At 47.5% G+C, this 22,825-nt stretch carries 16 protein-coding genes; 7 read left to right on the top strand and 9 right to left on the bottom strand.

The window, feature by feature from the left end:
- Window positions 1-32: 32 nt before the first annotated feature.
- Entirely contained in the window at window positions 33-2,888 is a 2,856-nt protein-coding gene (locus tag AMJAP_RS13050; protein ID WP_040403837.1) for a cache domain-containing protein, read from the bottom strand.
- Window positions 2,889-3,291: 403 nt separating this feature from the next.
- Here AMJAP_RS13050 and AMJAP_RS13045 point away from each other — a divergent pair, with 403 nt between their 5' ends.
- Complete coding sequence (locus AMJAP_RS13045) at window positions 3,292-4,926, top strand: acyl-CoA synthetase (protein ID WP_019620099.1); 1,635 nt, start codon at window positions 3,292-3,294, stop codon at window positions 4,924-4,926.
- An 85-nt stretch (window positions 4,927-5,011) separates the two neighbouring features.
- The gene (locus tag AMJAP_RS13040) at window positions 5,012-5,539 is read left to right on the top strand and encodes an adenine nucleotide alpha hydrolase family protein (RefSeq protein WP_019620100.1); all 528 of its coding nucleotides are present in this window, start codon (window positions 5,012-5,014) and stop codon (window positions 5,537-5,539) included.
- A gap of 282 nt (window positions 5,540-5,821) precedes the next feature.
- Here AMJAP_RS13040 and AMJAP_RS13035 read toward each other — a convergent pair whose 3' ends face one another.
- Window positions 5,822-6,832, bottom strand: a complete 1,011-nt coding sequence (locus AMJAP_RS13035) for an AraC family transcriptional regulator (protein WP_019620102.1) — start codon at window positions 6,830-6,832, stop codon at window positions 5,822-5,824.
- Between the two features lie 193 nt (window positions 6,833-7,025).
- On the opposite strand from AMJAP_RS13035, the gene AMJAP_RS13030 reads away from it, so the two are divergent.
- From AMJAP_RS13030 to AMJAP_RS13010, 5 genes are all read left to right on the top strand, one after another.
- The gene (locus AMJAP_RS13030) at window positions 7,026-7,775 is read left to right on the top strand and encodes an electron transfer flavoprotein subunit beta/FixA family protein (RefSeq protein ID WP_019620103.1); all 750 of its coding nucleotides are present in this window, start codon (window positions 7,026-7,028) and stop codon (window positions 7,773-7,775) included.
- A gap of 11 nt (window positions 7,776-7,786) precedes the next feature.
- Window positions 7,787-8,716, top strand: coding sequence for an electron transfer flavoprotein subunit alpha/FixB family protein (locus tag AMJAP_RS13025; protein ID WP_019620104.1), 930 nt, complete (start codon window positions 7,787-7,789; stop codon window positions 8,714-8,716).
- A gap of 44 nt (window positions 8,717-8,760) precedes the next feature.
- The gene (locus tag AMJAP_RS13020) at window positions 8,761-10,506 is read left to right on the top strand and encodes an acyl-CoA dehydrogenase (protein WP_019620105.1); all 1,746 of its coding nucleotides are present in this window, start codon (window positions 8,761-8,763) and stop codon (window positions 10,504-10,506) included.
- A 26-nt stretch (window positions 10,507-10,532) separates the two neighbouring features.
- Window positions 10,533-12,182 (top strand): electron transfer flavoprotein-ubiquinone oxidoreductase, encoded by a 1,650-nt coding sequence (locus AMJAP_RS13015; RefSeq protein WP_026339933.1) that lies wholly within the window; start codon window positions 10,533-10,535, stop codon window positions 12,180-12,182.
- Window positions 12,183-12,552: 370 nt separating this feature from the next.
- Window positions 12,553-14,541 (top strand): methyl-accepting chemotaxis protein, encoded by a 1,989-nt coding sequence (locus AMJAP_RS13010; protein ID WP_019620107.1) that lies wholly within the window; start codon window positions 12,553-12,555, stop codon window positions 14,539-14,541.
- A 166-nt stretch (window positions 14,542-14,707) separates the two neighbouring features.
- Here AMJAP_RS13010 and AMJAP_RS13005 read toward each other — a convergent pair whose 3' ends face one another.
- The 7 genes from AMJAP_RS13005 to ilvC all read right to left on the bottom strand — a co-directional run bounded on the left by AMJAP_RS13005 (window position 14,708) and on the right by ilvC (window position 22,484).
- On the bottom strand, window positions 14,708-15,733 hold the full coding sequence (locus AMJAP_RS13005; protein WP_019620108.1) for an AAA family ATPase: 1,026 nt from the start codon (window positions 15,731-15,733) through the stop codon (window positions 14,708-14,710).
- Window positions 15,730-16,053: a hypothetical protein gene (locus AMJAP_RS13000; protein WP_019620109.1), complete on the bottom strand. Its 324-nt coding sequence runs from the start codon at window positions 16,051-16,053 to the stop codon at window positions 15,730-15,732. The genes AMJAP_RS13005 and AMJAP_RS13000 overlap by 4 nt, the downstream gene beginning before the upstream one ends.
- Entirely contained in the window at window positions 16,046-16,453 is a 408-nt protein-coding gene (locus AMJAP_RS12995) for a PilZ domain-containing protein (RefSeq protein WP_019620110.1), read from the bottom strand. Before AMJAP_RS12995 ends, AMJAP_RS13000 begins: the two co-directional genes overlap by 8 nt.
- 340 nt (window positions 16,454-16,793) lie before the next feature.
- Window positions 16,794-17,726 (bottom strand): MBL fold metallo-hydrolase, encoded by a 933-nt coding sequence (locus AMJAP_RS12990; RefSeq protein ID WP_019620111.1) that lies wholly within the window; start codon window positions 17,724-17,726, stop codon window positions 16,794-16,796.
- Window positions 17,727-18,153: 427 nt separating this feature from the next.
- Window positions 18,154-19,161 (bottom strand): MsnO8 family LLM class oxidoreductase, encoded by a 1,008-nt coding sequence (locus AMJAP_RS12985; protein WP_019620112.1) that lies wholly within the window; start codon window positions 19,159-19,161, stop codon window positions 18,154-18,156.
- A gap of 230 nt (window positions 19,162-19,391) precedes the next feature.
- Window positions 19,392-20,825: a molybdate ABC transporter ATP-binding protein ModF gene (modF, locus tag AMJAP_RS12980; RefSeq protein ID WP_019620113.1), complete on the bottom strand. Its 1,434-nt coding sequence runs from the start codon at window positions 20,823-20,825 to the stop codon at window positions 19,392-19,394.
- Between the two features lie 183 nt (window positions 20,826-21,008).
- Window positions 21,009-22,484, bottom strand: coding sequence for a ketol-acid reductoisomerase (gene ilvC / locus AMJAP_RS12975; protein WP_019620114.1), 1,476 nt, complete (start codon window positions 22,482-22,484; stop codon window positions 21,009-21,011).
- Window positions 22,485-22,825: the final 341 nt, after the last annotated feature.

Below are 22,825 nucleotides of genomic sequence, written 5' to 3'. Positions count from 1 at the left end.
AGTGCCTGAATTCAGGATTGTGAGGGGCTTCATTAACTATCATGTAATGCCTGCTTCAATTCGGTAAGGCCAAAGGGTTTGTTTAGCAACGGGAAAGCGGGGTTTATAGGTTTGCCACCGCTTTGTTGATACGAATAGCCGCTCATCAGAATGATTCTACACAGATTATTTTCACTATGTAGCCAGTCGGCGAGTTCGATACCGTTCATCGTTCCCGGTAGCATAACATCTGAAACCAGGCCGTATAGCTCGGGTAGTAAGGGGATTAGACGTTGCGCTTCATCTGCACTGTGAGTATCGATGACATCAAACCCAAGGTCGATTAGTTGTTGGCGCACTACTGAACGTACATCCGGATCATCCTCTACCAGACAGACCAGTCTTCCAGCTTGTTCCTGTGAGGGTTCTGGTTTGGTCTCGGCGACAGTTACAGGCATTGTTTCAGCTTCTTTTGCTGGCAGTAGCAGGGTTATAGTTGCACCTTTATTGTGTGCGTTCTGGATACTGATATAGCCTTTTGACTGCTTCACAAAACCATACACCATACTCAAGCCAAGGCCAGAGCCTGCACCGTTCCGTTTGCTGGTAAAAAAGGGTTCAAAGCATTGTATTAACGCCTGATCTGAGAAGCCTGAGCCGGTATCAGTAATGCAGATCTCGCAATAGGTTCCCGGCAGGACGGTCTCATCCATAACGAGGATGCTTTCGATCTCCACCGTTCTACTGTTAAAGCTCAGATCACCACCCTCAGGCATAGCATCTCTGGCATTGAATGCCAGGTTGACCAGAGCGTCTTCAAGTCGACCAGGGTCGACAAAGGGCTGGAGGTCAGACGAATTGTTATCGATATGGATATTGATATGGTCGGGTAATGAATTAGATAGCAGTTCCGTCGTGTCGTGCAGCAGCTTATCCAGGTCGAATAGCGTTGGTGAGAGGGGTTGGCGACGGGAGAACGCGAGTAAGCGACTGGTGATATCCGCCCCGCGTCGGGTTGCCCGGATAGCGGGCTCCAGGTAGCGCTGCAATTCTTCTTCCTTGGAGTACCTATCCCCCACCGAGTACAGATTGCCGAGAATAATTGTCAGTAGGTTATTGAAATCATGGGCCAGTCCACCGGACATCTGGCCAACCGCATTCATTCGCTGGGCTTCATTTAATTGTCGTTCTGCATCTTTTTCTGCGGTGATGTCAAACGTCATAATCAGGATGCCGTTAACATCCTGGTCGGGATTGAAACAGGGGATCACTATTCGCTTACGAACTTTGCTTTTTGAAGAGTGATCAGTGTCGTTGCTCGGTTCAGTGTATTCTGAGGTGGATTGTTTGCCTTGAAGGGCTTCATTCAGCGGTGATGCGAATAGAGAAAACGTACTCTCACCTATGACCTGCCGTAAAGGTTGATTGATTATGCTGGCTTTATCTTGTTGCAGTATGTTGGCAAACCCCTGATTGACGAACAGGATGTTGAAGTGGGTATCCAGGTAAGTGATAAAAGCCGGTAGTGCATCAAGAATTAAGCGCTGGCGTTGTTCTGCATGAGAGAGCGCTTCTTTGGTGCTGGCCATTGACTCTGATGCGATGATGAGCTGCTGGTTTTTTTCAGCGAGTGCGTGGGTGCGCTGTTCAACTTTGCTATCCAGGTTCTGAATTGAGTCACGTAAGCGCTCCACCATAGTGTCAAACGTATTTGCCAGAAGGCCTACTTCATCATCTCGTCGGATACCGCTTTTCGCGGTCAGTTCGCCGGCAGAAATTCTTACCGCTGTGTCAGCCAATCGTTTTATGGGTTGGGTTATCCACTGGCTAAATAGCAGCATCAACAGTAGTGCTACCAGCAGAGCAATAGCGGCGATAGTAATAATACGCTCTGTCAGTAGTTCAGAACTACTGCGCAGTTCGTCGACATAAACCGTCGAGCATATATACCAGTCAAAGCCTGGCAGATAACGTACCAGCGATAATTTTTCGTACTTGTAATTACCGGGGTCATTGGGCCGGTCCCACTTGTAATACAGTTCTTTTCCAGTATCGGCGACTTGTATCAGCTCGTCCGCTATTTCCCGGCCGGTTACCGGGTTGGTTAGCCCAAGAAAGTTCGTTCCATCAATGTTTGAGTTTGGATGGATAAGCATGTTTTTGTTGCCATCAAAGACAAACAGGTAGCCGGTAGATGCAATTTTTATATCTTTGATACCTTCACGTAACTCGTCTAACGCTTCCGTTCTAATCTGATCAATGTCAGCCTTAAGGTCATTAAGGTAGATACCAGAGCCTATGATAAAGCCCCATTGTGGATAGTTTTTGACAAAAGAGACCTTGTCCAGCGGGCTCTCTGCATTCAGACGATTCCATTGGTACTGATAAAATCCTTCACCCTGATTCAGTGCCAGATCAACGAGTGCGGGAATGGCAGCCTGGCCTTCAAAGTTGAAGAGGCTGGAGGCATCTTTTCCGTGATACCTGGGATCGGGATGGGAGAGGAGAACGCCGTTGTAATCTGATATCCAGATATAGTCGTTCTCACCATATTTGAGATCACGGATTTTTTCAAAGATAGCTTGCCGGGTCAGTGCTTCGCTCTGACCATTACGGTCGGCATCAGAAAAGCTACTCGCGATATAAGATTCCGTGAGTCGAACAACCGACTGTAATCGTTTTTTATGCGAGTCCAGTGCCTGGCTCCGGTACTTTTCAGTGTCGGAATACATCTTGCCGGCAAGTGAAAATACACTGTTGATGGCGATGTGGCTGGCGTTACGCTCAATCTCAAAGACTTTTTTCTGGATGACGGGTACTGAGTAAAAGTAAACCGTGACAAATATCATCGAGATGATAATCAGCAGGGTAAGGAAGAAGCGTTGCATCAGTTTGGGTCTGAAATGCATGTTGAAGTCGTCTGGTACGTTCAGTTATTAGGACTTAACTATTCTATAGTAAACGGGTTCGTGCCATATAGCTTGTTACATTTTGTAAGAATTCAGACAACTTACGGCAAAGATTATAGGGTCTACTGGTCTGGCAACATAGAAAAACTAAGACTCAGAATAATAAAAATACTGACCGGAATTTATGGTCGGAAGCGAGTTAAAATGCCTTCTCTGTATACGTTCAAAGACTATCACGCTGAACTGAATCGTTACGGTTCGGCGACCTTCCTCTGTTACTGGTTAATGTTACTGAATAGCCGCGCTATTTCTGTACAAACATTATCAGATTGAATTCTGCTTCTTAAGTTTAGCCCAATCCAGCAACCGCACGCCGGTCACATATTTTGTACAGGAACCCCTAATGTCTGAACATCATAATGTTTATAACCAGTCCCTCGATAAAAATCAGGCAAACTTTACTGCGCTGACTCCGCTTACTTTCCTTGAGCGTAGTGCTAAGGTTTATCCTGAGCGGATTGCAACGGTGCACGGGGCTGTTCGGCGTACCTGGGCTGAAACCTATCAACGTTGCTGTAAGCTTGCCAGTGCGCTGAAACAGCGTGGAATAGGTCAGGGAGATACTGTCTCTATTATAGCGCCGAACCTGCCGGAACACTTTGAAGCTCACTTTGGTGTGCCGATGAGCGGTGCGATTCTGAACTCTATCAATACTCGTCTGGATTCAGAGGCGATTGCTTTTGTTTTGCAGCATGCCGAGTCAAAAGTGCTGATCACCGAACGGGAGTTTTCTGCGGTCGTTAAGAAAGCGCTGAAGATGATTGGCAAGAAAATTCTGGTTATAGATATTGATGACCCCTCTTATGAAGAAGGGGAGTTGGTGGGTGATCTGACTTACGATGCTTTCCTGAACGAGGGTGATAGTGCGTTTACTGGATTGATGCCGGAAGACGAATGGGATGCAATCACGCTGAACTACACTTCGGGTACGACCGGTGATCCAAAAGGTGTGGTTTACCACCATCGCGGTGCTTATCTAAATGCAGTGAGTAATATTGTTTCCTGGGATATGGGACAGCACCCTGTTTATCTATGGACGCTGCCAATGTTTCATTGCAATGGCTGGTGTTTCCCTTGGTCAATTGCTGCTGCTTCAGGCACCAGTGTAAGTTTGCGCCATGTTCGGGCTGATAAAATATTTGAAGAGATTAAAGAGCAGAAAGTAAATCACTTCTGCGGTGCGCCGATTGTCTTGAATATGCTTAATTCAGCGCCTGAGGAAATGAAATCTGGTATTGATCATCAGGTGAAAGTGATGACTGCCGGCGCTGCGCCACCGGCATCTGTGATTCAGGGAATGGAAGATCTTGGCTTTAAAGTGACTCATGTGTATGGCCTCACGGAAACTTATGGGCCCTCTGTTGTTTGTGCCTGGCATGAAGAGTGGGATGCCTATGATGATGAGAAAAAGTCTCGCTTAAAATCCCGTCAGGGAGTGCGTGCGCCGATGCTTGATGGGCTGATGGTGGCTGATCCTGATACGTTGGAGCCGGTGCCACAAGACGGTGAAACCATCGGTGAGATCTTTATGCAGGGTAATTTGGTGATGAAAGGTTACCTGAAGAACCCTTCAACAACCGATGATGCGTTTAGCGGTGGGTGGTTCCATTCTGGTGATTTGGCTGTTTGGCATACCGATGGCTATATCGAGATTAAGGACCGTTCTAAAGACGTTATTATCTCCGGCGGTGAAAATATCTCCAGTATTGAAGTTGAGGATGTGCTGTATCGGCATCCAAAAATTCAGGATGCCGCTGTTGTTGCTCGTCCCGATGAAAAGTGGGGGGAAACGCCGTGCGCCTTTATCACAACGACGGAAGGTGAAACGGTTACCGAAGCCGAAATAATCGAGTTTTGCCGGGCTAATATGGCGCACTTTAAAACGCCAAGGCGAGTGGTTGTTGGTGATCTGCCAAAAACCTCAACCGGTAAGATTCAGAAGTTTGTACTGCGGCAGACAGCGAAAGAGTTAGATTGATTCGATACATGGAATTATCGCTGTTATAGAGACAAGAAGAGATAGCTCTTCTTGTTTCATAAAAGTGTCAGACGGGAGAATAATAATGAAAGTAACCGTAATACTGACACCCGGTTCTTCAGGTGTGAAACAGAAGAGCTCGGGAGAAATTATCCTGGACCCCCAGGCATTAGAAAGTATAAATGAAGCGCTGCAGCTCAAGCGGAGTGGTCGCGCAACTGAAGTAACAGTTGTTACTTTAGGACAGTCGCTTACGCTGGAGCAGAGCGAGAGTTTGCTGCAGCAAGGCATCGATCGTAAGCGCTTTGTTCCTTGCGAAGTTATACCTAATGCGATGGAATTAGCCGAAGTGCTGCTGGCTGTCGTTCATCTGGAAAAGCCAGATCTTATTTTGATCGGTCGTCGGCAAGATAAACTGCAGTGTCAGTTGGGGAATCTTCTGGCTGAGTTGTTGGAGTTCAGGTCGTCACAGACTGAAAAAGAAGGAAGTCAGTTTTACCGAACGCTGGTGATTCGGGAGATTGGTAGTGGTGTTAATGTCGTTACATTGCCTGCTATGTCGGCCGATAAGGGGTTGGTTAAAGATAAATTGAGTCGTCTTCAAGTTGCCTGAAAAAGGCGTTGCTGAGAAGCGATACCCTGATTAGGGGATCGGGCAAGATTCGTTTTGCTGGTACAGTTTAAGGTGGCTATGAAAATATTGTCAGCTGAGGTGGTATTAGAAAAAAATTCCGACCGCTGCAGAGCAGGGCCGGTAGGTAAATACCACTTAGAGTGCAAGGCTCGCAGTGCAAGAAACTGTGAGCTAATAGGCATCGAAACAGTATTCATTCTGGCCTGTTTAAGACAAGATAACGATAGCTATTAGAGTCAATTAATTGATTTAATCGGACAGTTATCCTTTAGACTTACGATAGGTGCTGGGTGAGATTCCGGTCCAGTGTTTGAACGCCCGAGTGAATGCAGCGGCTTCAGCAAAGCCGAGCAAACGAGCGATTTTTGAGATAGGCAGGTTGGGTTGGCTGAGAAGGTGAATCGCCTCATCGCGGCGCACACCATCCTTAATATCCTGAAAACTGGTGCCTTCTTCATCAAGCTTTCGGCGCAGGGTTCGGGTAGTGGTGTGTAATTGGCTGGCGATATCCTCCATACTGGTATCGACCATCGATTCGGCGTTCTCCAGATAGTCCATTACCTTGCGGGTATAGACGGGGTAATAGGATTGGCGTTTAAACCAATCGAGAGGGGCGCGAGTGAGGTAGCTGCTGAGGTTTTGCAACGTTTGTACGACCGGAGCGTCCATAATCGCCCGGTCAAATATAATACTATTGTTTGCTTGATCGAACACTGCGGGGCATGGAAACATGAGTCGATACTCCTCAAAGTGTTCCGGCTTGGAATGAGCAAAACGCACCTGTTTAAGCGGGATGCGCTGGCCGATTAGCCAGCTGGGAAAGCGGTGCCAGAGGGTCATCAGTAGATCGATCAGGGCGTGATCCGGATCTTTTGCAGGGTCGGTCAGGTTGATGGTGAAAATGGCGCTGTCTCCCTCTTCTGTGATACTAAGATGAGAGGCGGGCACGAGTAAGTTATAAAAGAAGACGGCTTGCTTAAAGACCTGGCGCAGGTCAGTGCAGTGGACTACTTGTCGGGCCATGAGCCCGAATACCCCATAACGACAGGGGTGACTGCCCAGGCCAAGGTAGTCGTCATCGCCATGCCGCAGGATCGACTGAACCAGTCGGCTCAGCTGCATCGGTGTAATGCGAACCTCGTGGTTGCTGAGTAGCTCGGTGTTGAGCCCGGATTCCAGCAACAGTTGCTGTTCATTCAGCCCGTTGATTCGTGCGCCTTTGAGCATTGCGTTGGCAAAATGGATCGAGATGGAGTGATGGTTATAACTCATAACTGGATTCCGAAAATATTAAGTACGTTGTCCTATAATGGAGCTGTTTGTCCGATAGTATCAGATTTTTCCGAAATTAAATGGTCTGATGTGTCCGAAAATATCAATTATAAGGCTTTTTTCGTTATTGTTGTCCTAAGCAAGAGAAGGCAAACTAGGTCATCATATAAACCTCAAATAAGAAGTGAGTGCTATGAAAATTCTTGTACCGGTAAAACGTGTTATCGACTACAACGTTAAAGTTCGGGTTAAGTCCGATAATAGCGATGTAGATCTGGCCAACGTAAAGATGGCGATGAACCCATTCTGTGAGATCGCTGTTGAAGAAGCGGTTCGTCTTAAAGAGGCGGGCGTTGCCAGTGAAATTATTGCTGTGTCTATCGGTGATAAAGCGTGTCAGGAACAGATTCGTACAGCGTTGGCACTGGGTGCTGACCGCGGAATTCAAATCGATACAGAATCTGCACCTGATGCTTTGTCTGCAGCCAAACTACTGAAAGCAGTGGTACAGGAAGAGCAGCCTACTCTGGTCATTATGGGTAAGCAGTCAATCGATTCTGATAATAACCAGACCGGTCAGATGCTGGCTGCGTTGCTGGATTATCCTCAGGCGACCTTTGCGTCTGAAGTTAAAGTCGAAGGCGATAAAGTTCAGGTAACCCGCGAGATTGATGGTGGTTTACAAACAATTGAGCTGAACTTGCCTGCGGTTGTTACAACTGACTTGCGTTTGAACGAACCTCGCTATGCATCTCTGCCAAACATCATGAAAGCTAAGCGTAAGCCGCTGGATGTTAAGACCCCGGCTGATCTGGGTGTTGAAGTAGGCAATAAAGTTACACTGATGGCGGTGAATCCACCTGCAGAGCGTCAGGCCGGTATTAAAGTGGCCTCTGTTGACGAGCTGATGGATAAACTGAAAAACGAAGCCAAGGTTATTTGAGGAGAAAATTTATGACTATTCTGGTAATTGCAGAACATGATAACCAGGCGCTTAAGCCTGCAACCCTGAATACCCTGGCAGCAGCACAGCAGATTGGCGGTGATATTGAACTGCTGGTTGCGGGTCATAACTGTCAGACAGTTGCAGATGCTGCGGCGGCTATCCCTTCTGTTTCTAAGGTATTGCTGGCGGATAACGCTGCGTACGAACACCAGCTGGCAGAGAATGTTTCCAAGCTGATCGTTGCTTTGGTTAGTGGTCACAGCCATGTGCTGGCACCTGCAACCACCAATGGTAAGAACTTCTTGCCACGGGCTGCTGCATTGTTAGATGTTAACCAGTTGTCTGATGTCATCGCGGTTGAGTCTGCTGACACTTTCCAGCGTCCTATCTACGCGGGTAACGCAATTGCAACCGTGAAGACAGAAGATACGGTTAAGTTGCTAACCATCCGTGGTACTGCATTTGATGCTGTTGCTGACACCGGTGGCAGCGCAGCGGTTGAAGCTGTTTCTGAAGTCTGCGATGCAGGTACTTCAAGCTTTGTCGGTGAAGAACTGGCGAAGTCTGACCGTCCTGAACTGACAGCGGCTTCTATTATTGTGTCCGGTGGTCGTGGTATGGGCAACGGTGATAATTTTGAAATGCTATACGGTCTGGCAGATAAGCTGGGTGCCGCGGTAGGTGCTTCCCGTGCAGCGGTAGATGCCGGCTTTGTACCTAACGATATGCAGGTAGGTCAAACCGGTAAGGTAGTTGCGCCTGACCTGTATATTGCTGTGGGTATCTCCGGTGCGATTCAGCATTTGGCTGGTATGAAAGACTCCAAAGTGATCGTAGCGATCAACAAAGATGAAGAAGCGCCAATCTTCTCTGTTGCTGATTACGGACTGGTAGCGGATCTGTTTGAAGCCGTTCCTGAGCTGTCTGGTCAGATCTGAAAGTAGCCTTATAAAGCTGAAAAAATAAGAATAAAGGTAATATCATGAGTGATTACAAGCATCCCCTAAAAGACGCAGAGTTTATTCTCAACGAACTGGTTCAGTTTGATCAGCTTTGTGCTGATGCAGGAATAGACGATGTTAACAGCGAACTGGCATCGGTTATTCTGACCGAAGCCGGTAAGTTGGGTTCCGGTGTACTGGCGCCATTGAATGTCGTAGGGGACTTGAATCATCCGACTCTGGGTGAAAACGGTGTGCAGCAAACAGAAGGCTTTTCTGAAGCATACCGTGAATACCTGGAAGGGGGCTGGGCAACGCTGACAGCAGATGAGGCCTACGGTGGCCAGAATCTGCCAAACGTGCTGGGAACGGCGGTTAATGAAGTGTGGCAGTCCGCTAACATCTCATTTGCTCTGTGCCCATTACTCAGTCAGGGTGCGATCGAATCGATCAGTCATCATGGAAGCGATAGCCTGAAAGAGAACTTTTTGACTAAGCTGGTCAGCGGTGAGTGGACAGGTACCATGAACCTGACCGAGTCTGATGCGGGTACAGATCTGGCGGCGGTGAAAACCAAAGCGGTACCTAACGGGGATCATTATCTGATCACCGGGCAGAAGATCTTTATCACCTGGGGTGATCATCAAATGACCGATAATATCGTTCATCTGGTGTTGGCCCGTCTTCCCGGTGCACCGGCAGGTGTCAAAGGTATATCGCTGTTTATCGTGCCTAAATTCTTATTGGATGAAAATGGCAATCCGGCTGAGCGTAACGATGCTTACGCTGTTTCTCTTGAACATAAACTGGGTATCCATGGTAGCCCTACCTGCGTCATGAGTTTTGGTGATAACGGTGGTGCAATTGGTTATCTGGTAGGTGAAGAGAATAACGGCCTGGCGTATATGTTTACGATGATGAATCACGCTCGCCAGGGCGTTGGTTTACAGGGTCTTGCGGTATCTGAAGCCGCTTATCAGCATGCATTGCAGTATGCTAAAGATCGAATTCAGGGTTCCAACAGGGACGGTAGTCGGTACCCGATTATTCGTTTCCCTGATGTGCGTCGTATGTTGATGCAGATGAAATCCGGTACGGAAGCGATGCGGGCTTTGTGCCTTGTTGCTGCGGCAGAAGCTGATCGTGGTAACCAGAGCCGTGTTGATCTGTTAACCCCTATTGTTAAAGGCTGGGTGACTGAGTTTGCTCAGGAGCTTACCTCACTGGGTGTTCAGGTGCATGGCGGTATGGGCTTTATCGAGGAAACCGGCGCTGCTCAGTTCTATCGCGATGCGCGAATTCTGACAATATATGAAGGCACTACCGGTATTCAGGCGCTGGATCTGGTTGGGCGTAAAACACTGGTCAATGGGGGTGAGTCCCTGGGTGCGCTGCTGGATGAAATGTCAGCAGATATTACCCGTTTTGAAGCCCTGGGTGGTCAGTTCACGCTGGCAGCTCAGCAGTGCCGTACTTCTTTGGACAATGGTATTGCTGCACGTCAGTGGCTGCTTGATAGCAAAGAAGATAAGAGTGCAGCAGGTAGTTCAAGTGTTAACTTTATGATGCTGTTCGGTTATCTTTGTGGTGGCTGGTTGATGGCTAAAAGCGCGATGCAGGCACAGGCACAACTTGATGCAGGTGCGAGCGATAGTGAGTTCCTACAGTCTAAACTGGTGACAGCCCAGTTCTTCTGTGAGCATATGATGACACGCACGCAGTCATGTCTGGCTTCTGTTGTGGCTGGTAGTGATAGCATTATGGCGTTAGATGAAGAACAGTTTTAATACCGGTAACCGAGGATAAAAGAACAATGCAAAGAGAGTCGATGGAATTTGATGTAGTGATCGTCGGTGCCGGCCCGGCCGGCCTGTCTACCGCTTGCCGCCTGATGCAACAGGCGAACGAAGCGGATCAGGAGCTGATGGTCTGTGTGGTTGAGAAGTCTGCTGAGGTTGGCGGCCACATCCTTTCTGGTGCAGTGGTTGAGCCCCGTGCGTTGGATGAGCTATTTCCTGAGTGGAAAGAGCAGGGTGCACCCCTCAAGACCGAAGTCACAGAGGATCAGATCTACCTGCTGAAAAGCGGAGAGAAAGCGACCAAAATTCCTAATGGCTTAGTCCCTAAAACCATGCACAACCACGGTAACTACGTTGCCAGTGTGGGTAACCTGTGCCGTTGGTTAGGTGAGCAGGCAGAACAACTGGGTGTTGAAATCTTCCCGGGGTTCCCTGCTTCCCATATTATCTACGGCGATGACGGCCGGGTTGCGGGTATCGGTACCGGTGACATGGGTCTGGATGAAAGTGGTGAACAGAAAGATACCTATATGCCGGGTATGGATCTGTTAGCTAAATACACTATCTTTACTGAGGGCTGTCGTGGTCACCTGGGTAAAGAGCTGCAGGCTAAGTTTGAGCTTGATAAAGATGCGGATGCCCAGCACTATGGCGTCGGTATTAAAGAGTTGTGGGATATCCCTGCCGATAAGCACCAGCCGGGTCTGGTGTTACACGGTGCGGGCTGGCCTCTGAGCGAAGCCGGTGCGAGTGGTGGTTTCTTCCTTTACCATGCGGAAGATAATCAGGTTGTTGTTGGTCTGATCACTGATCTTAACTACGATAATCCACACCTGAGCCCATTCGATGAGTTCCAGCGGATGAAACATCACCCTTTGATTTCCCAATATCTGGAAGGCGGCAAACGTGTGTCTTACGGTGCGCGTGCGATCACTAAAGGTGGTTTTAACGCTTTGCCTAAAATGACAATGCCTGGCGCTCTGATACTAGGCTGTGATGCCGGTACATTGAACTTTGCCAAGATCAAAGGTACCCACACCGCGATGAAGTCCGGTATGGTGGCTGCAGAAACCTTGTTTGCTGCGCTGAGCAGTGGTGATGAAGGCGGCAATGATCTGACTGCTTATACCGATAACTTCAAAGAGTCATGGGTTTACGAAGAGCTGTATAAGAGCCGTAACTTCGGTCCGGCTCTACATAAATATGGCACTATCATCGGTGGTGCCCTGAACTTTGTTGATCAGAATATCTTCAGCCTGCCGTTCACTATCCGTGATAACAATCCAGACTACGCCCAAATGAAACCGGCTAGCGAATGCGATGTGATTAACTATGCAAAACCGGATGGTGTACTGAGTTTTGATAAGCCTTCTTCTGTGTTTATTTCAAACACTAACCATGAAGAGAGTCAGCCTTGTCATCTTAAATTGACTGACAGCAGCATACCGCTAGGCCAGAATCTACCAAAGTTCGACGAGCCCGCTCAGCGCTATTGTCCTGCGGGCGTATACGAAGTGCTGGAGAACGATGCGGGAGAGAAAGTCTTCCAGATCAACTCTCAGAACTGTGTACACTGTAAAACCTGTGATATTAAAGATCCTGCTCAGAATATTACCTGGGTTGCGCCTGAAGGTGGCGGTGGACCAAACTATCCAAATATGTAATTGAAAACTATTGTGCTAGCTTAATCTGCGCGCATAGTTTTTCAGACTAAACAACGGAGCCTATTGGCTCCGTTTTTGGTTTAGACGGTCGATAAGTGCTTTCGTCGTTCGATAGGCTGGGTGCTGTTTATAGGCAGACTCTATTTCGTAACTTGCTTGCGATTAGGGCAACCTGAGAATAGGTCAGTGCCCTAATGTGTGAAAAGTTAACGCGCCTTAGGGGGCGTTTTTTTGTATTTAAATTATTCAGAGCGTAGTTTTCCTAATGCGCGAAGTTAATTTGGCAGTTATGTCATTCTGGCACGTTAAAATCTTGCTAAGCCGTCTATTGTTTGGCCTACTAAAGTTCTAAATTAAATGGAAATAAGTTATGAGCTTCATTAAGCGTTTATCGTTCAAGCAGAAAATATTATTGATCCTATTACCTGCTTTGCTTGGTCTGATTGCTTTTGCCAGTATGAATATTATCGAGCAGTCTAATCAGAGGGCGAGTGCTGTATCTATCGAGCCTCTGGTTAAGCTGAGTGCTCAAAACAGTCTGCTGGTGCATGAGCTCCAGAAAGAGCGTGGAATTACGGCCGGCTTTCTTGGCTCGAAAGGCGTTAAGTTTGGTGCGCTTCTTCGTGATCAGAGGGGAAAAACCAACAAGGTTTCCACTTCAAGGCGCAGCTTTCTTCAGGCTTCGTCTGATAGCGATGATATCGTGACAATTTTAAGAGGTATTGATGGTCAGTTAGCTCGATTACAGAGTATTCGGAGCAGGGTTGATAATCAGGAGATAACATTAAAAGAAGCCTTAGGTTATTACACTAAGCTTAACGGGCTTTTGCTCTCGGTTAGTTCCAGGGTGGCAGGTTTAGCTGAAAATGGAATGCTGGCAAATCAATTACAGGCTTATTATAACTTCTTGCAAGGAAAAGAACGGGCGGGTATAGAAAGAGCCGTTCTGAGTGGAACCTTTGTAACAAACCAGTTTGCACCCGGAATGTATCCGCGATTCATCCAGTTGGTTACCGAGCAGTCTACTTATTTAAGTAATTTCTTCATAACCGCAACGTCTGAACAGCAGCAGTTCTATACCGATAGCATGAACCACAATGCCGTAAAACAGGTAGAGAGTATGCGAAAAGTTGCGCTGGAGTATGCTGCTATAGGTGGTTTTGGTATTGATGCCGCAAACTGGTTTCAGCGGGCGACAGAACGAATTGATCAATTAAAAAAGGTAGAAGACAGGCTATCAAAAGACCTGTTACAGCTGACAGCTGCTCAGAAATCTTCAGCAAATAGTTCAATTATCAATTCTGTCAGCGCTACTCTGATTGCAATTTTCCTGGTTCTCGGTATGGCTGGGTATACGGTTAAGCTACTAACTTCACAATTAAAGACCCTTGTTAGTGCTATTGATAAAGCAGGGAAAACCAAGAATTTATCTGTTCGTGCAGACATTATTACACATGATGAGTTAGGTAATAGTGCTGAGCATTTTAACGGCATGATGACGACATTCGAAGGGGCTATTAAGGATATAGATAAAGGAAGTATGCAGCTGGCTGCTGTAGCTGAAGAAACGTCGACAACTGTTGAGAATAATTTGCAAAGCCTTGATCGTCAGCGTGATGAAACGGTGCTGGTTGCTAGTGCAACAGAGGAAATGTCTGCAACCGCTCATGAAGTTGCTACGAGTACTATGACAACCTCTGAAGCGGCGAGTCATGTTGATCACCTTACCAGTGATGGCGTGAAACTAATTACAGGAACTGTCGAAAGTATAAATCGTCTGGCAAGCGTTATGGAAAAAGCCAGTGGTGCCATTGTCCAGTTAAAAAACGATAGCAGTGAAATTTCTGCAGTTGTTGATGTGATTAAGAGTGTGGCTGAACAAACTAATTTATTGGCTTTGAACGCTGCTATCGAAGCGGCCAGGGCGGGTGAACAAGGGCGTGGGTTTGCTGTGGTTGCAGATGAAGTTCGCTCTCTTGCACAAAGGACTCAGCGTTCTACTTCAGATATTGAGAGAATAGTGGGTAATTTCCAAAGCAGTGCTGAAGTGGTATCAACGACTATGGAAATGTGTGCGAAAGACGCAGAAGACTCGGTCGATCAAACTCACCTTATTGAACAAAAACTGGTTATTATTCAAGAGCAAACAACCCTCATTAGTAATATGTGCCTTCAAATTGCTACCGCCGCCGAAGAACAGGTTTCAGTTGCGAGTGAAATGGCAGAAAATACAAAGAACATTAGCGTACTTGCTGTTCATGGTATTGAGGGTGGGAGTCAGATTGTTTCAGCTGCTCAAGAGCAAGCTGAGCTGGCTAGTAAACTACAGTCCTTATCAGGATCCTTCAAAATCAGTTGAGAAAGAAGCTGTTTGTTTGTGAGCTCAGTGTTTTCTGAGACGAGGTTTCTCCAAGCGTGCAACTTGAATCGTTGCTATGCCTGAGCGTTTATATGAGCTACGGATCAGCAGGGGGCGGCGCTTGGACAGCAAGCTACGTTCTCCTCCAGGACGAGGCGTTGCTTTATTAACTAACCTCTGGAGTACCAATGGGGTTAGTGGGCGCGCCCAGTAGTAGATTCTTATTCCCGGTGATAGTTCTGACTAATGCACCATAATCCGCTGCGGCATCCCCATCAGGGTGAAATTCAAAAATTGTTTTACCATGGGAAGGGATCTTGCTGAGCTCTTCATCATAACGCACAGGTGTGCAGACATTATCACCATAAATAGTCTGTAATTTTCTGTATATATCCTTAGGCTGCTCGACCCGGGTATCCAGAAATGTTGGCAAAATGTATTTAAGATCGATCTCTTTATAGCGCTTAATGGCATGAAGATTTTTGATAAATTCTGCCAGTCCATGCAGAGATAATACTTCCAGGGATACAGGGGTAAGAATCTCATCGGCGTAAAAAAGGACGTTGACGGTTAACTGATCCCAGCCTGGTGAAGTGTCTATAATGACATAGTCATAGCCTTTATCGATCTTCTCCAGCGCTTCCGAAAGGGTCCATTCAGAGCCGAAACTTCGTTTATCAATAATACGCTTAGCGCCCGCCAGTGAACGGCCTCCGCCGAGCAGATCAAGATTAGGTCTGGCTTCAATTATAGTTTCTGCAGGGGGGAGCTCTCCGGTCAATAATTCAGTCAGGCCAGCCGGCGGCTTTTTACCTAAGAGAAAAGAGGATTGCCCTTGAGTATCGGTGTCGATCAGTAAAACCTTGTAGCCTGACATCGCCAGTCCGGCACTCAGGTTAACGGCGGTAGTGGTTTTACCGACGCCACCTTTACTGAGTGTGACACAGATTTTACGTGGAGTTTTCATGCCCAGGGTTGAGGCTGGAGTCTCTATCTGAGTTGCAGGCTGCTCATGAATGGCAGGCTTCAAAACGGGTTGTGTTACGGGCTGCGTTATTTGAGAGTCATCAAGACTGAAAACAAATTTATGTTCACAGGCTTTACAGCGCACCAGAAATTTCTTCTTGGCTGCAACCTTACTGGTATCGGCACGATGTTTTTTAGCGCATTTTGGGCAAACGATAATAGTCATGGTTTAGCCTTCTCTAGATCTTCCAGGATCGCTTTTAGTGCAACCTTTGCCAGCCTTTCTACCGAGTATTCAGAGTGAGATTTAGTGATAAATTTCAGGCTGACTTTCCCGTTGATTTTCCAAACATGAACGGCAAACTTATCATTTTCCGTTTGCCATATGAGCTTGCCCTGATCTGTTTCCGTATCTGCATTGTCCATCGGCAGATTCTCTTTATCACAGAAAATCAGATCATTGAGTTGCTCCAGCTCGTCAATGTCATCGCTCACATCTTCACTTAGTAACAAACCCATGATGTCGAGATTGTCGTTATCAGGCATTTTCAAAAAACTCTCTCCGAAGCAGTGTGAGTGTCGCGTTTAGTTCTGATTGAATATCATCATCGATTGCAGTCCACTGGATACCACTAATCCAGTTTCCTTCCCCATCGACCGATATATGAACAATCTCACCGACAAGGTTATCAAAGCTGTTATCACCCAGAACAAGCTTACACCCGGATAAAATTGCATCCTGGGGAAACTCAGTATCCGCACTCACTTCAACACAGATGCCACTATCGCTGATATCAATTAACGGGAAGCAGTTGTCTTCTAGCTTAAGAAAGAACTGTTCTCTGTTCTTAACCGGTAAACGATATGATTTACGTATTACTTGCTCCGACTCAGAGTCACTGGGGATCTCCTCGAGCTCTATGGAGTCATCACTAATTTTTTCCATTTACCAGCCTCATTGAGCATAGCTTCTCTTACCGTTTCTAATGGTGCAAATTCAGTGGAATCACCATCTGCAGGTAAAGAAGGAATTCAGGTAACCAGCTATTCATATTATTTAATGTATAGTTTCATTAAAACAGGTGTTCCAGATAAACCGCAAATAAACTACCTCTTATAATGGGTAATAAGCATTGTGGAAGATAGGATTAAGCTTAGATAGCTGTCTCAAATCAAATGATTACCAGCATTGATCACCCTCGATAATGGCGCTTCTGAAGGCTTAAAGGTAGGTTGTTCCAGAGACTCAGTGTCTCTTCTTTGTCAGCGTTCGGTTTTTATTTTTCTTATTCCCACTCCATCTCTTCGTAAACTCGCAGTGCATTTCGCTTATGAAGAGATTTATATACCTTGAGATAGCTGTATGCGCTTTGATCGATGAGGGTGGCGTCTTCCATATCCGCACCGGCTTCAATAAGCTGGGCTACTTCGGTACGCAGCAGTTGAAGGTAGTCACGGGTTTCTTTTTGTGCCTTGCTCAGGTCGGCTGGCATGCCGTGGCCGGGAACAATAGTGGTTGGGTTCAGAGCTTCAATAGTGGCAAAGGCAGCGAGCCAACTGAGGTGTTGGGATTGGCTTCCAACGCCGAGCATACGGTCCAGATAGACTGTATCACCGCTAAACAAGATCTTATGTTGGGGCAGCCATACCAGCGTTTCTCCGCCGGTATGTGCGGGGCCGACCGGGATAATCTGAATTTCAGTTACGCCAAAGGTTATTGACTGTTTTTCTGTTATAGCTTGCTGGGCTGGCTGAGGTGTTGTGCCTTGCCAACTGTCGCCGGTCAGCCTGGATGTTGAGCCGGACTGATTGTCTCCTCGGGTCGCTTGGTCAGTCTGGGTTTGCATTGATGTAAGTGTGTCTGCTCCCCGTGCGGAAAAGTAGCTATTACCAAACCAACGGTGGTCCTGCCCACCGGTATTGATAACCAGAGTGACTGGTTTGTCCGTTATAGTGCGGATATGGCTCTCGATATCTTTAGCACCCGCAAGCGTACCCCCGCTGTCGATCAGCAAGACCCCCTGATCCGACACAATAAAGCCGAAGTTGGCGTTGTTGGCGAGATTAGTCGGTGACCGCTGTTCCATCGGGCCGATGAGTGCATAAACATTATCGGCGACATTGATTAGCTTCAGTGGATTTGCTGACAAGGGAGCTGTAATCAGAGTGGCAAGCGCGAAGAGTGCGAGGGTAAGGCAGCGGGGCAGGTTAGTTTTCATTGTTATAATCCGGCTCAGAGGTTAAACCGATCATAGCGATGATGGGGGATTTACTCAATTATTCGATATATGTATATCGCTATAGATTATAACGGGTAGGGGGTGCTTCCAACTGCTTACTGGATATACGTATCACCAACATCAGTTCTAGATGGATGTTGGAGGCTTGCTGATAGAAATATGAAAGTCAGCGGGCTGTGAAACCGGCTTATAAGCTGTTTTGAACAGCAAGCTACGGTCATTTTTAGATGCTTACCACTGAAGACGCAGAGAGCACAGAGAGTAGCGAAGATGCTTTCTCCGTGTCCTCGGTGTTCTCTGTGGTGATATTCTTTAGGTGGTAAGTTACGTAGACGCTCTTTCTAGCAAGTCGCGAAGCGACGTCTAATCACTAGCAAGTCACGTAGTGACGTTCTAGCCACTGCTCTTAAAACCCCTTCATCAACTGCGTATAGCTATCTAACCGGTCTGCCTGACTATGGGTGACGGCAACGGTGGAGACTTCGTCACAATTAAAGGCTTTGGCAAGTTGGCTGATCTCTTCTGCGCACTGCTCTGATGTGCCGACGGTAAAGCCATTAAGAATATGATCGTAAGCAGCCTGGTGAGACGTTGGAAAATCTTTGTACCGGTCCTGTACTTCGGAGGGGGTCAGGAATGCTTCCCGAATGCCCAGTTGGGCGGCGAGCTTCCGGTATACAGCAGTCCCTGCTCTGAGCCTGGCTTCCTGCTCAGTTTCTGCGCAGAAACAGGCAATGGCTAACATCTTGTTCGGTGTGCTTTCGTGCTCCGCTCGTTTCCATTGTTCAAGGTATTCAGTGAAAATAGATGGGTGGCAGTTGTCAGGATCGATAAAGCGAGCCAGGGCGATGTTATAGCCCAGCTGGCCAGCAAGGCCTGCGCTTCCTCCGCTGGAGCCCAACATCCATAGTTCCGGTTGAGGGCTGTTGTCGGGCAGTACTTTAATTGCGTGGAAGGGGTTGTTTGCTGGCAGATTACCTTCAACAAACCCTTTTAGTAACTGGGCCTGATGGGCGTACTGGTCACCGTGGCTGGGTTGATGGGGGTAAGCCAGTGCATGGGATGTCACGTTGGTACCGCCAGGTGCGCGGCCGATGCCCAGATCGATCCGGTCCGGGAAAAGGGTTGCCATCATTTTAAAGCTTTCCGCCACTTTAAGAGGGCTGTAATGGGTTAGCATTACGCCGCCACTTCCGACCCGTATGTTTGATGTTACGCTAGCGATGGCAGTTGCCATTATTTCAGGGCAAGGGCTGGCAAAATGGATACTGTCGTGATGTTCAGCTACCCAGTAGCGATAGTAACCCAGCTCATCGCAAGTTTTAGCCAGTTCTACGGTAAGGCTAAGGGCGTCGATAGCAGGGTGGGAACCATGCACCGGTGATTGGTCAACAACAGACAGTTTTAAGCTCATTTAAATCTCCTTAATATAATTAACATATTAACTATTTTTTGTGTTGAGATCAATGCAAGATAGTAGGAAGGCGAAACCCAGTGTCATGCAAATCGCTTCTTAGCTATTGTTTCTCGGCAGTGGCTTCGGCCTGTCTGTCATATCTGGTTGAGTGTGATGCCCTTAATATAAAAAGCCCGGCTGTCATGCCGGGCTTTCTTTTATCTGTTTATAAGCAAAGTACAAAGCTATCAGCTATTTTCAGGCTCACGTTTTTCCAGCGCCAGATAGTTTTCAATGCCTTTGATCTTGTCTTCAGGGTGATGGTTTACATACAGAACTGAGGTTTCACTTCCGGCGCAGATTTTTTCAATCAGGGCCAATACCAGTTGTCGGTTCATATCATCCAGACCCAGGCATGGCTCATCCAGAATCAGCAGAGGAGGGTGCTTCACCATCGCCCGAGCGATCAATAGTAGACGCTGATCGCCATAAGAGAGTTTATTGAACGGGGTATCTGCCCGGTCAGACATGCCCAGCAATGCCAGCCACTCATCGGCGATCTGTTTCTGTCGGTCGGTGGCTTTGGTGTACAGGCCGATACTGTCGTAGAAACCAGAGATTATAACGTTACGCAGGCCTGTGCCGACTTTGTACTCCCATTGCAGAGCGGTGGAAACGTAGCCGATAAACTGTTTTATTTGCCAGATGCTTTCGCCGCTGCCACGTTTAAAGCCAAAGACGAAGATATCGTTGACATAGCACTGTGGGTGGTCGCCAGTGATTATCGATAGCAGGCCGGTTTTACCGCTGCCATTGGGCCCACTCAACTGCCAGTGCTGATTGCGTTCGATGGTCCAGTCCAGAGAATCGATGATCCGGTGGCCATCGTAGGTAATATTGAGACTGCTCAGTTTTACTAATGGCTGGGTTGGGTCAAGGGTAGGAATCGCTGTTTCTGGATCTGCAGCAGGGACCGCAAGATCGGTTGTTTTCAGGTGCAGTAGTTGATAAAGCTCGTTGTATGCTTTTGTATCACTTCGGTCAATCCGATGGTGCAGGCGGCCATTATCCACATAGGCGATATGGGTGATGAAGTCCGGGAATTCATCAAAGCGGTTTAGCACCATCACCATAGGGACTGTCTCGACTAGCGTTGCCAGATACGCTTGTAACATCTCCAGCGTGTGGGCATCCAGTCCGTCGAAAGGTTCATCCAGTACCAGCAGATCTGGTTCGCTGGCCAGTGCGCGGATCAGCATTACCTTACGGGATTCACCGGTGGACAGTTTACGAAAAGCCCGGTCGACCAGTGTTTGCAGCTGAAACTTCTCAACCAGCTCATCGATCAGTTGTTGGTTACTATCACCGGGATTGAGGATCTCATGCACCGGGGTGCCTTCGGCGATAACATCCATGATATCGGCGTCATCTTTTTTCAGTTCGGCTTCGATCAGTTCCGCCTGCGCTTCAAAAGAGACCAAGCCTACTTTTGCAGGTATGCCGTCGATGCTGCCGGACAGGTTTTCGCCGGCGCTGGCTAATACAGCCGCCAGTGCGGATTTACCCGAGCCGTTGGCGCCGGTGACGACCCAGTGCTGACTGTCATCCAGCTGCCAGTTGATCTCTTCTAATTGAAAGCGGTCGTCAAAGTTAACGGTCAGGTTGTCCAGGCGAATATTCATATGTCACAGTATCCGGTAGGCGGTGTAAATGTTTAATAAGCGGTTGCTAGGCTAAGCGTGTTTTATAAGCACAGAGTAAAGTGCATGTTTACTTAATGCTTATAAAGCAGACCTAATTAATAAGCCCGAAAAAAAAGGCCAGGCGATTAAGCCCGGCCTCTTTTTAAGAAGTAAGCGTCGTTATCAAACGATCTTCTTCATGTCAGCCATGTGGCCACGCAGGGTAGTACCGATCGCTTCAACCGGGTGAGCGCGCAGTGCAGCGTTCACTTCGATCAGGCGAGCGTTGTCTACGCCAGTGTCTTCCAGATCCAGACCTTTACCGATAACGTCGGTCTTGATGTCCTTCATGAAGTCAGCCAGCAGAGGCAGACAAGCGTGGTTGTACAGGTAGCAACCGTATTCAGCAGTATCAGAGATAGTTGCATTCATCTCGTACAGCTTCTTACGTGCGATAGTGTTAGCGATCAGCGGCGTTTCGTGCAGAGACTCGTAGTATGCAGAATCAGCGATGATACCCGCAGCAGTCATAGTTTCGAATGCCAGTTCAACACCCGCCTTAACCATAGCAACCATCAGGATACCGTTATCGAAGTATTCCTGCTCGGAGATTTCAACATCGCCAGCTGGAGTCTTTTCGAAGGCTGTTTCAGCCGTTTCTGCACGCCAGCCCAGCAGGTTAACGTCATCGTTAGCCCAGTCTTCCATCATAACGCGGGAGAATGTACCGTTGATGATGTCGTCCTGGTGCTTGTTGTACAGCGGACGCATGATAACTTTCAGCTCTTCAGACAGGTCGTATGCCTTGATCTTAGCTGGGTTAGACAGGCGATCCAGCATGTTGGTAACGCCGCCGTATTTCAGTGCTTCAGTGACAGTTTCCCAACCGAACTGAATCAGCTTGGATGCGTAACCAGCATCGATACCTTCTTCAACCATCTTGTCAAAGCACAGCAGAGAACCAGTTTGCAGCATACCGCAAAGGATAGTCTGCTCGCCCATCAGATCGGACTTAACTTCAGCGATGAAAGAGGACATCAGAACGCCCGCTTTATGACCGCCAGTACCAACAGCGTATGCCTTAGCCAGTGCCAGACCTTCGCCTTTAGGATCGTTGTCTTCGTGAACAGCGATCAGGGTAGGAACACCGAAACCACGTACGTATTCGTTACGTACTTCAGAACCTGGGCACTTAGGTGCAACCATGATTACAGTCAGGTCGTCACGGATCTTCATGCCTTCTTCAACGATGTTGAAACCGTGAGAGTAAGAAAGGCAAGCGCCTTGCTTCATCAGTGGCATAACAGCGTTAACAACAGGTGTATGCTGCTTATCAGGCGTCAGGTTCAGAACAACGTCAGCAGTCGGGATCAGCTCTTCATATGTACCAACAACGAAACCGTTCTCAGTAGCGCTCTTCCAGGACTGACGCTTCTCTTCGATAGCAGCAGCACGCAGTGTGTAGGAAACGTCACAGCCGCTGTCACGCAGGTTCATGCCCTGAGCCAGACCTTGTGCACCACAACCGATTACAACAATCTTCTTACCTTTCAGTGCTTCTACGCCGTCTGGAAATTCAGAGATATCCATGAAGCGGCACTTAGCCAGTTGTTCCAGCTGCTCGCGCAGAGGCAGTGTATTGAAGTAGTTATTAGACATATCTGATAGTTCCGTTTAATTGAGTTCTTGCCCAGTTGGCAAAAACTGGAAATTCTATTTTTACCTTGTAGATGTAATGCTGTCCGCAAGGCTCAAATTCAGCAGGCCAATATTATATAGAGAGCTAGATAGATAGCTATACAGATGGGCCACTGAAATTTAATAAGCAGTACTCTATAGATTTTATGTTCTTGCGTATATTGATATATTTTCACTGCTGTATTGCGTATTTCGCAATAATGGAATTTATTTAATTTTTGCATAAAATTGCCGTAATCAGGCAATTTGAATGCGTAGTCTGTTATCCATTCATCAATTATCCGGCTATCATAGTTACCCTT

Origin of the sequence: Amphritea japonica ATCC BAA-1530, from assembly GCF_016592435.1 — a bacterium.
GTDB lineage: Bacteria > Pseudomonadota > Gammaproteobacteria > Pseudomonadales > Balneatricaceae > Amphritea > Amphritea japonica.
Note: the sequence above shows the minus strand (reverse complement) of the source record. Positions and strands in the feature narration are given on the sequence as shown.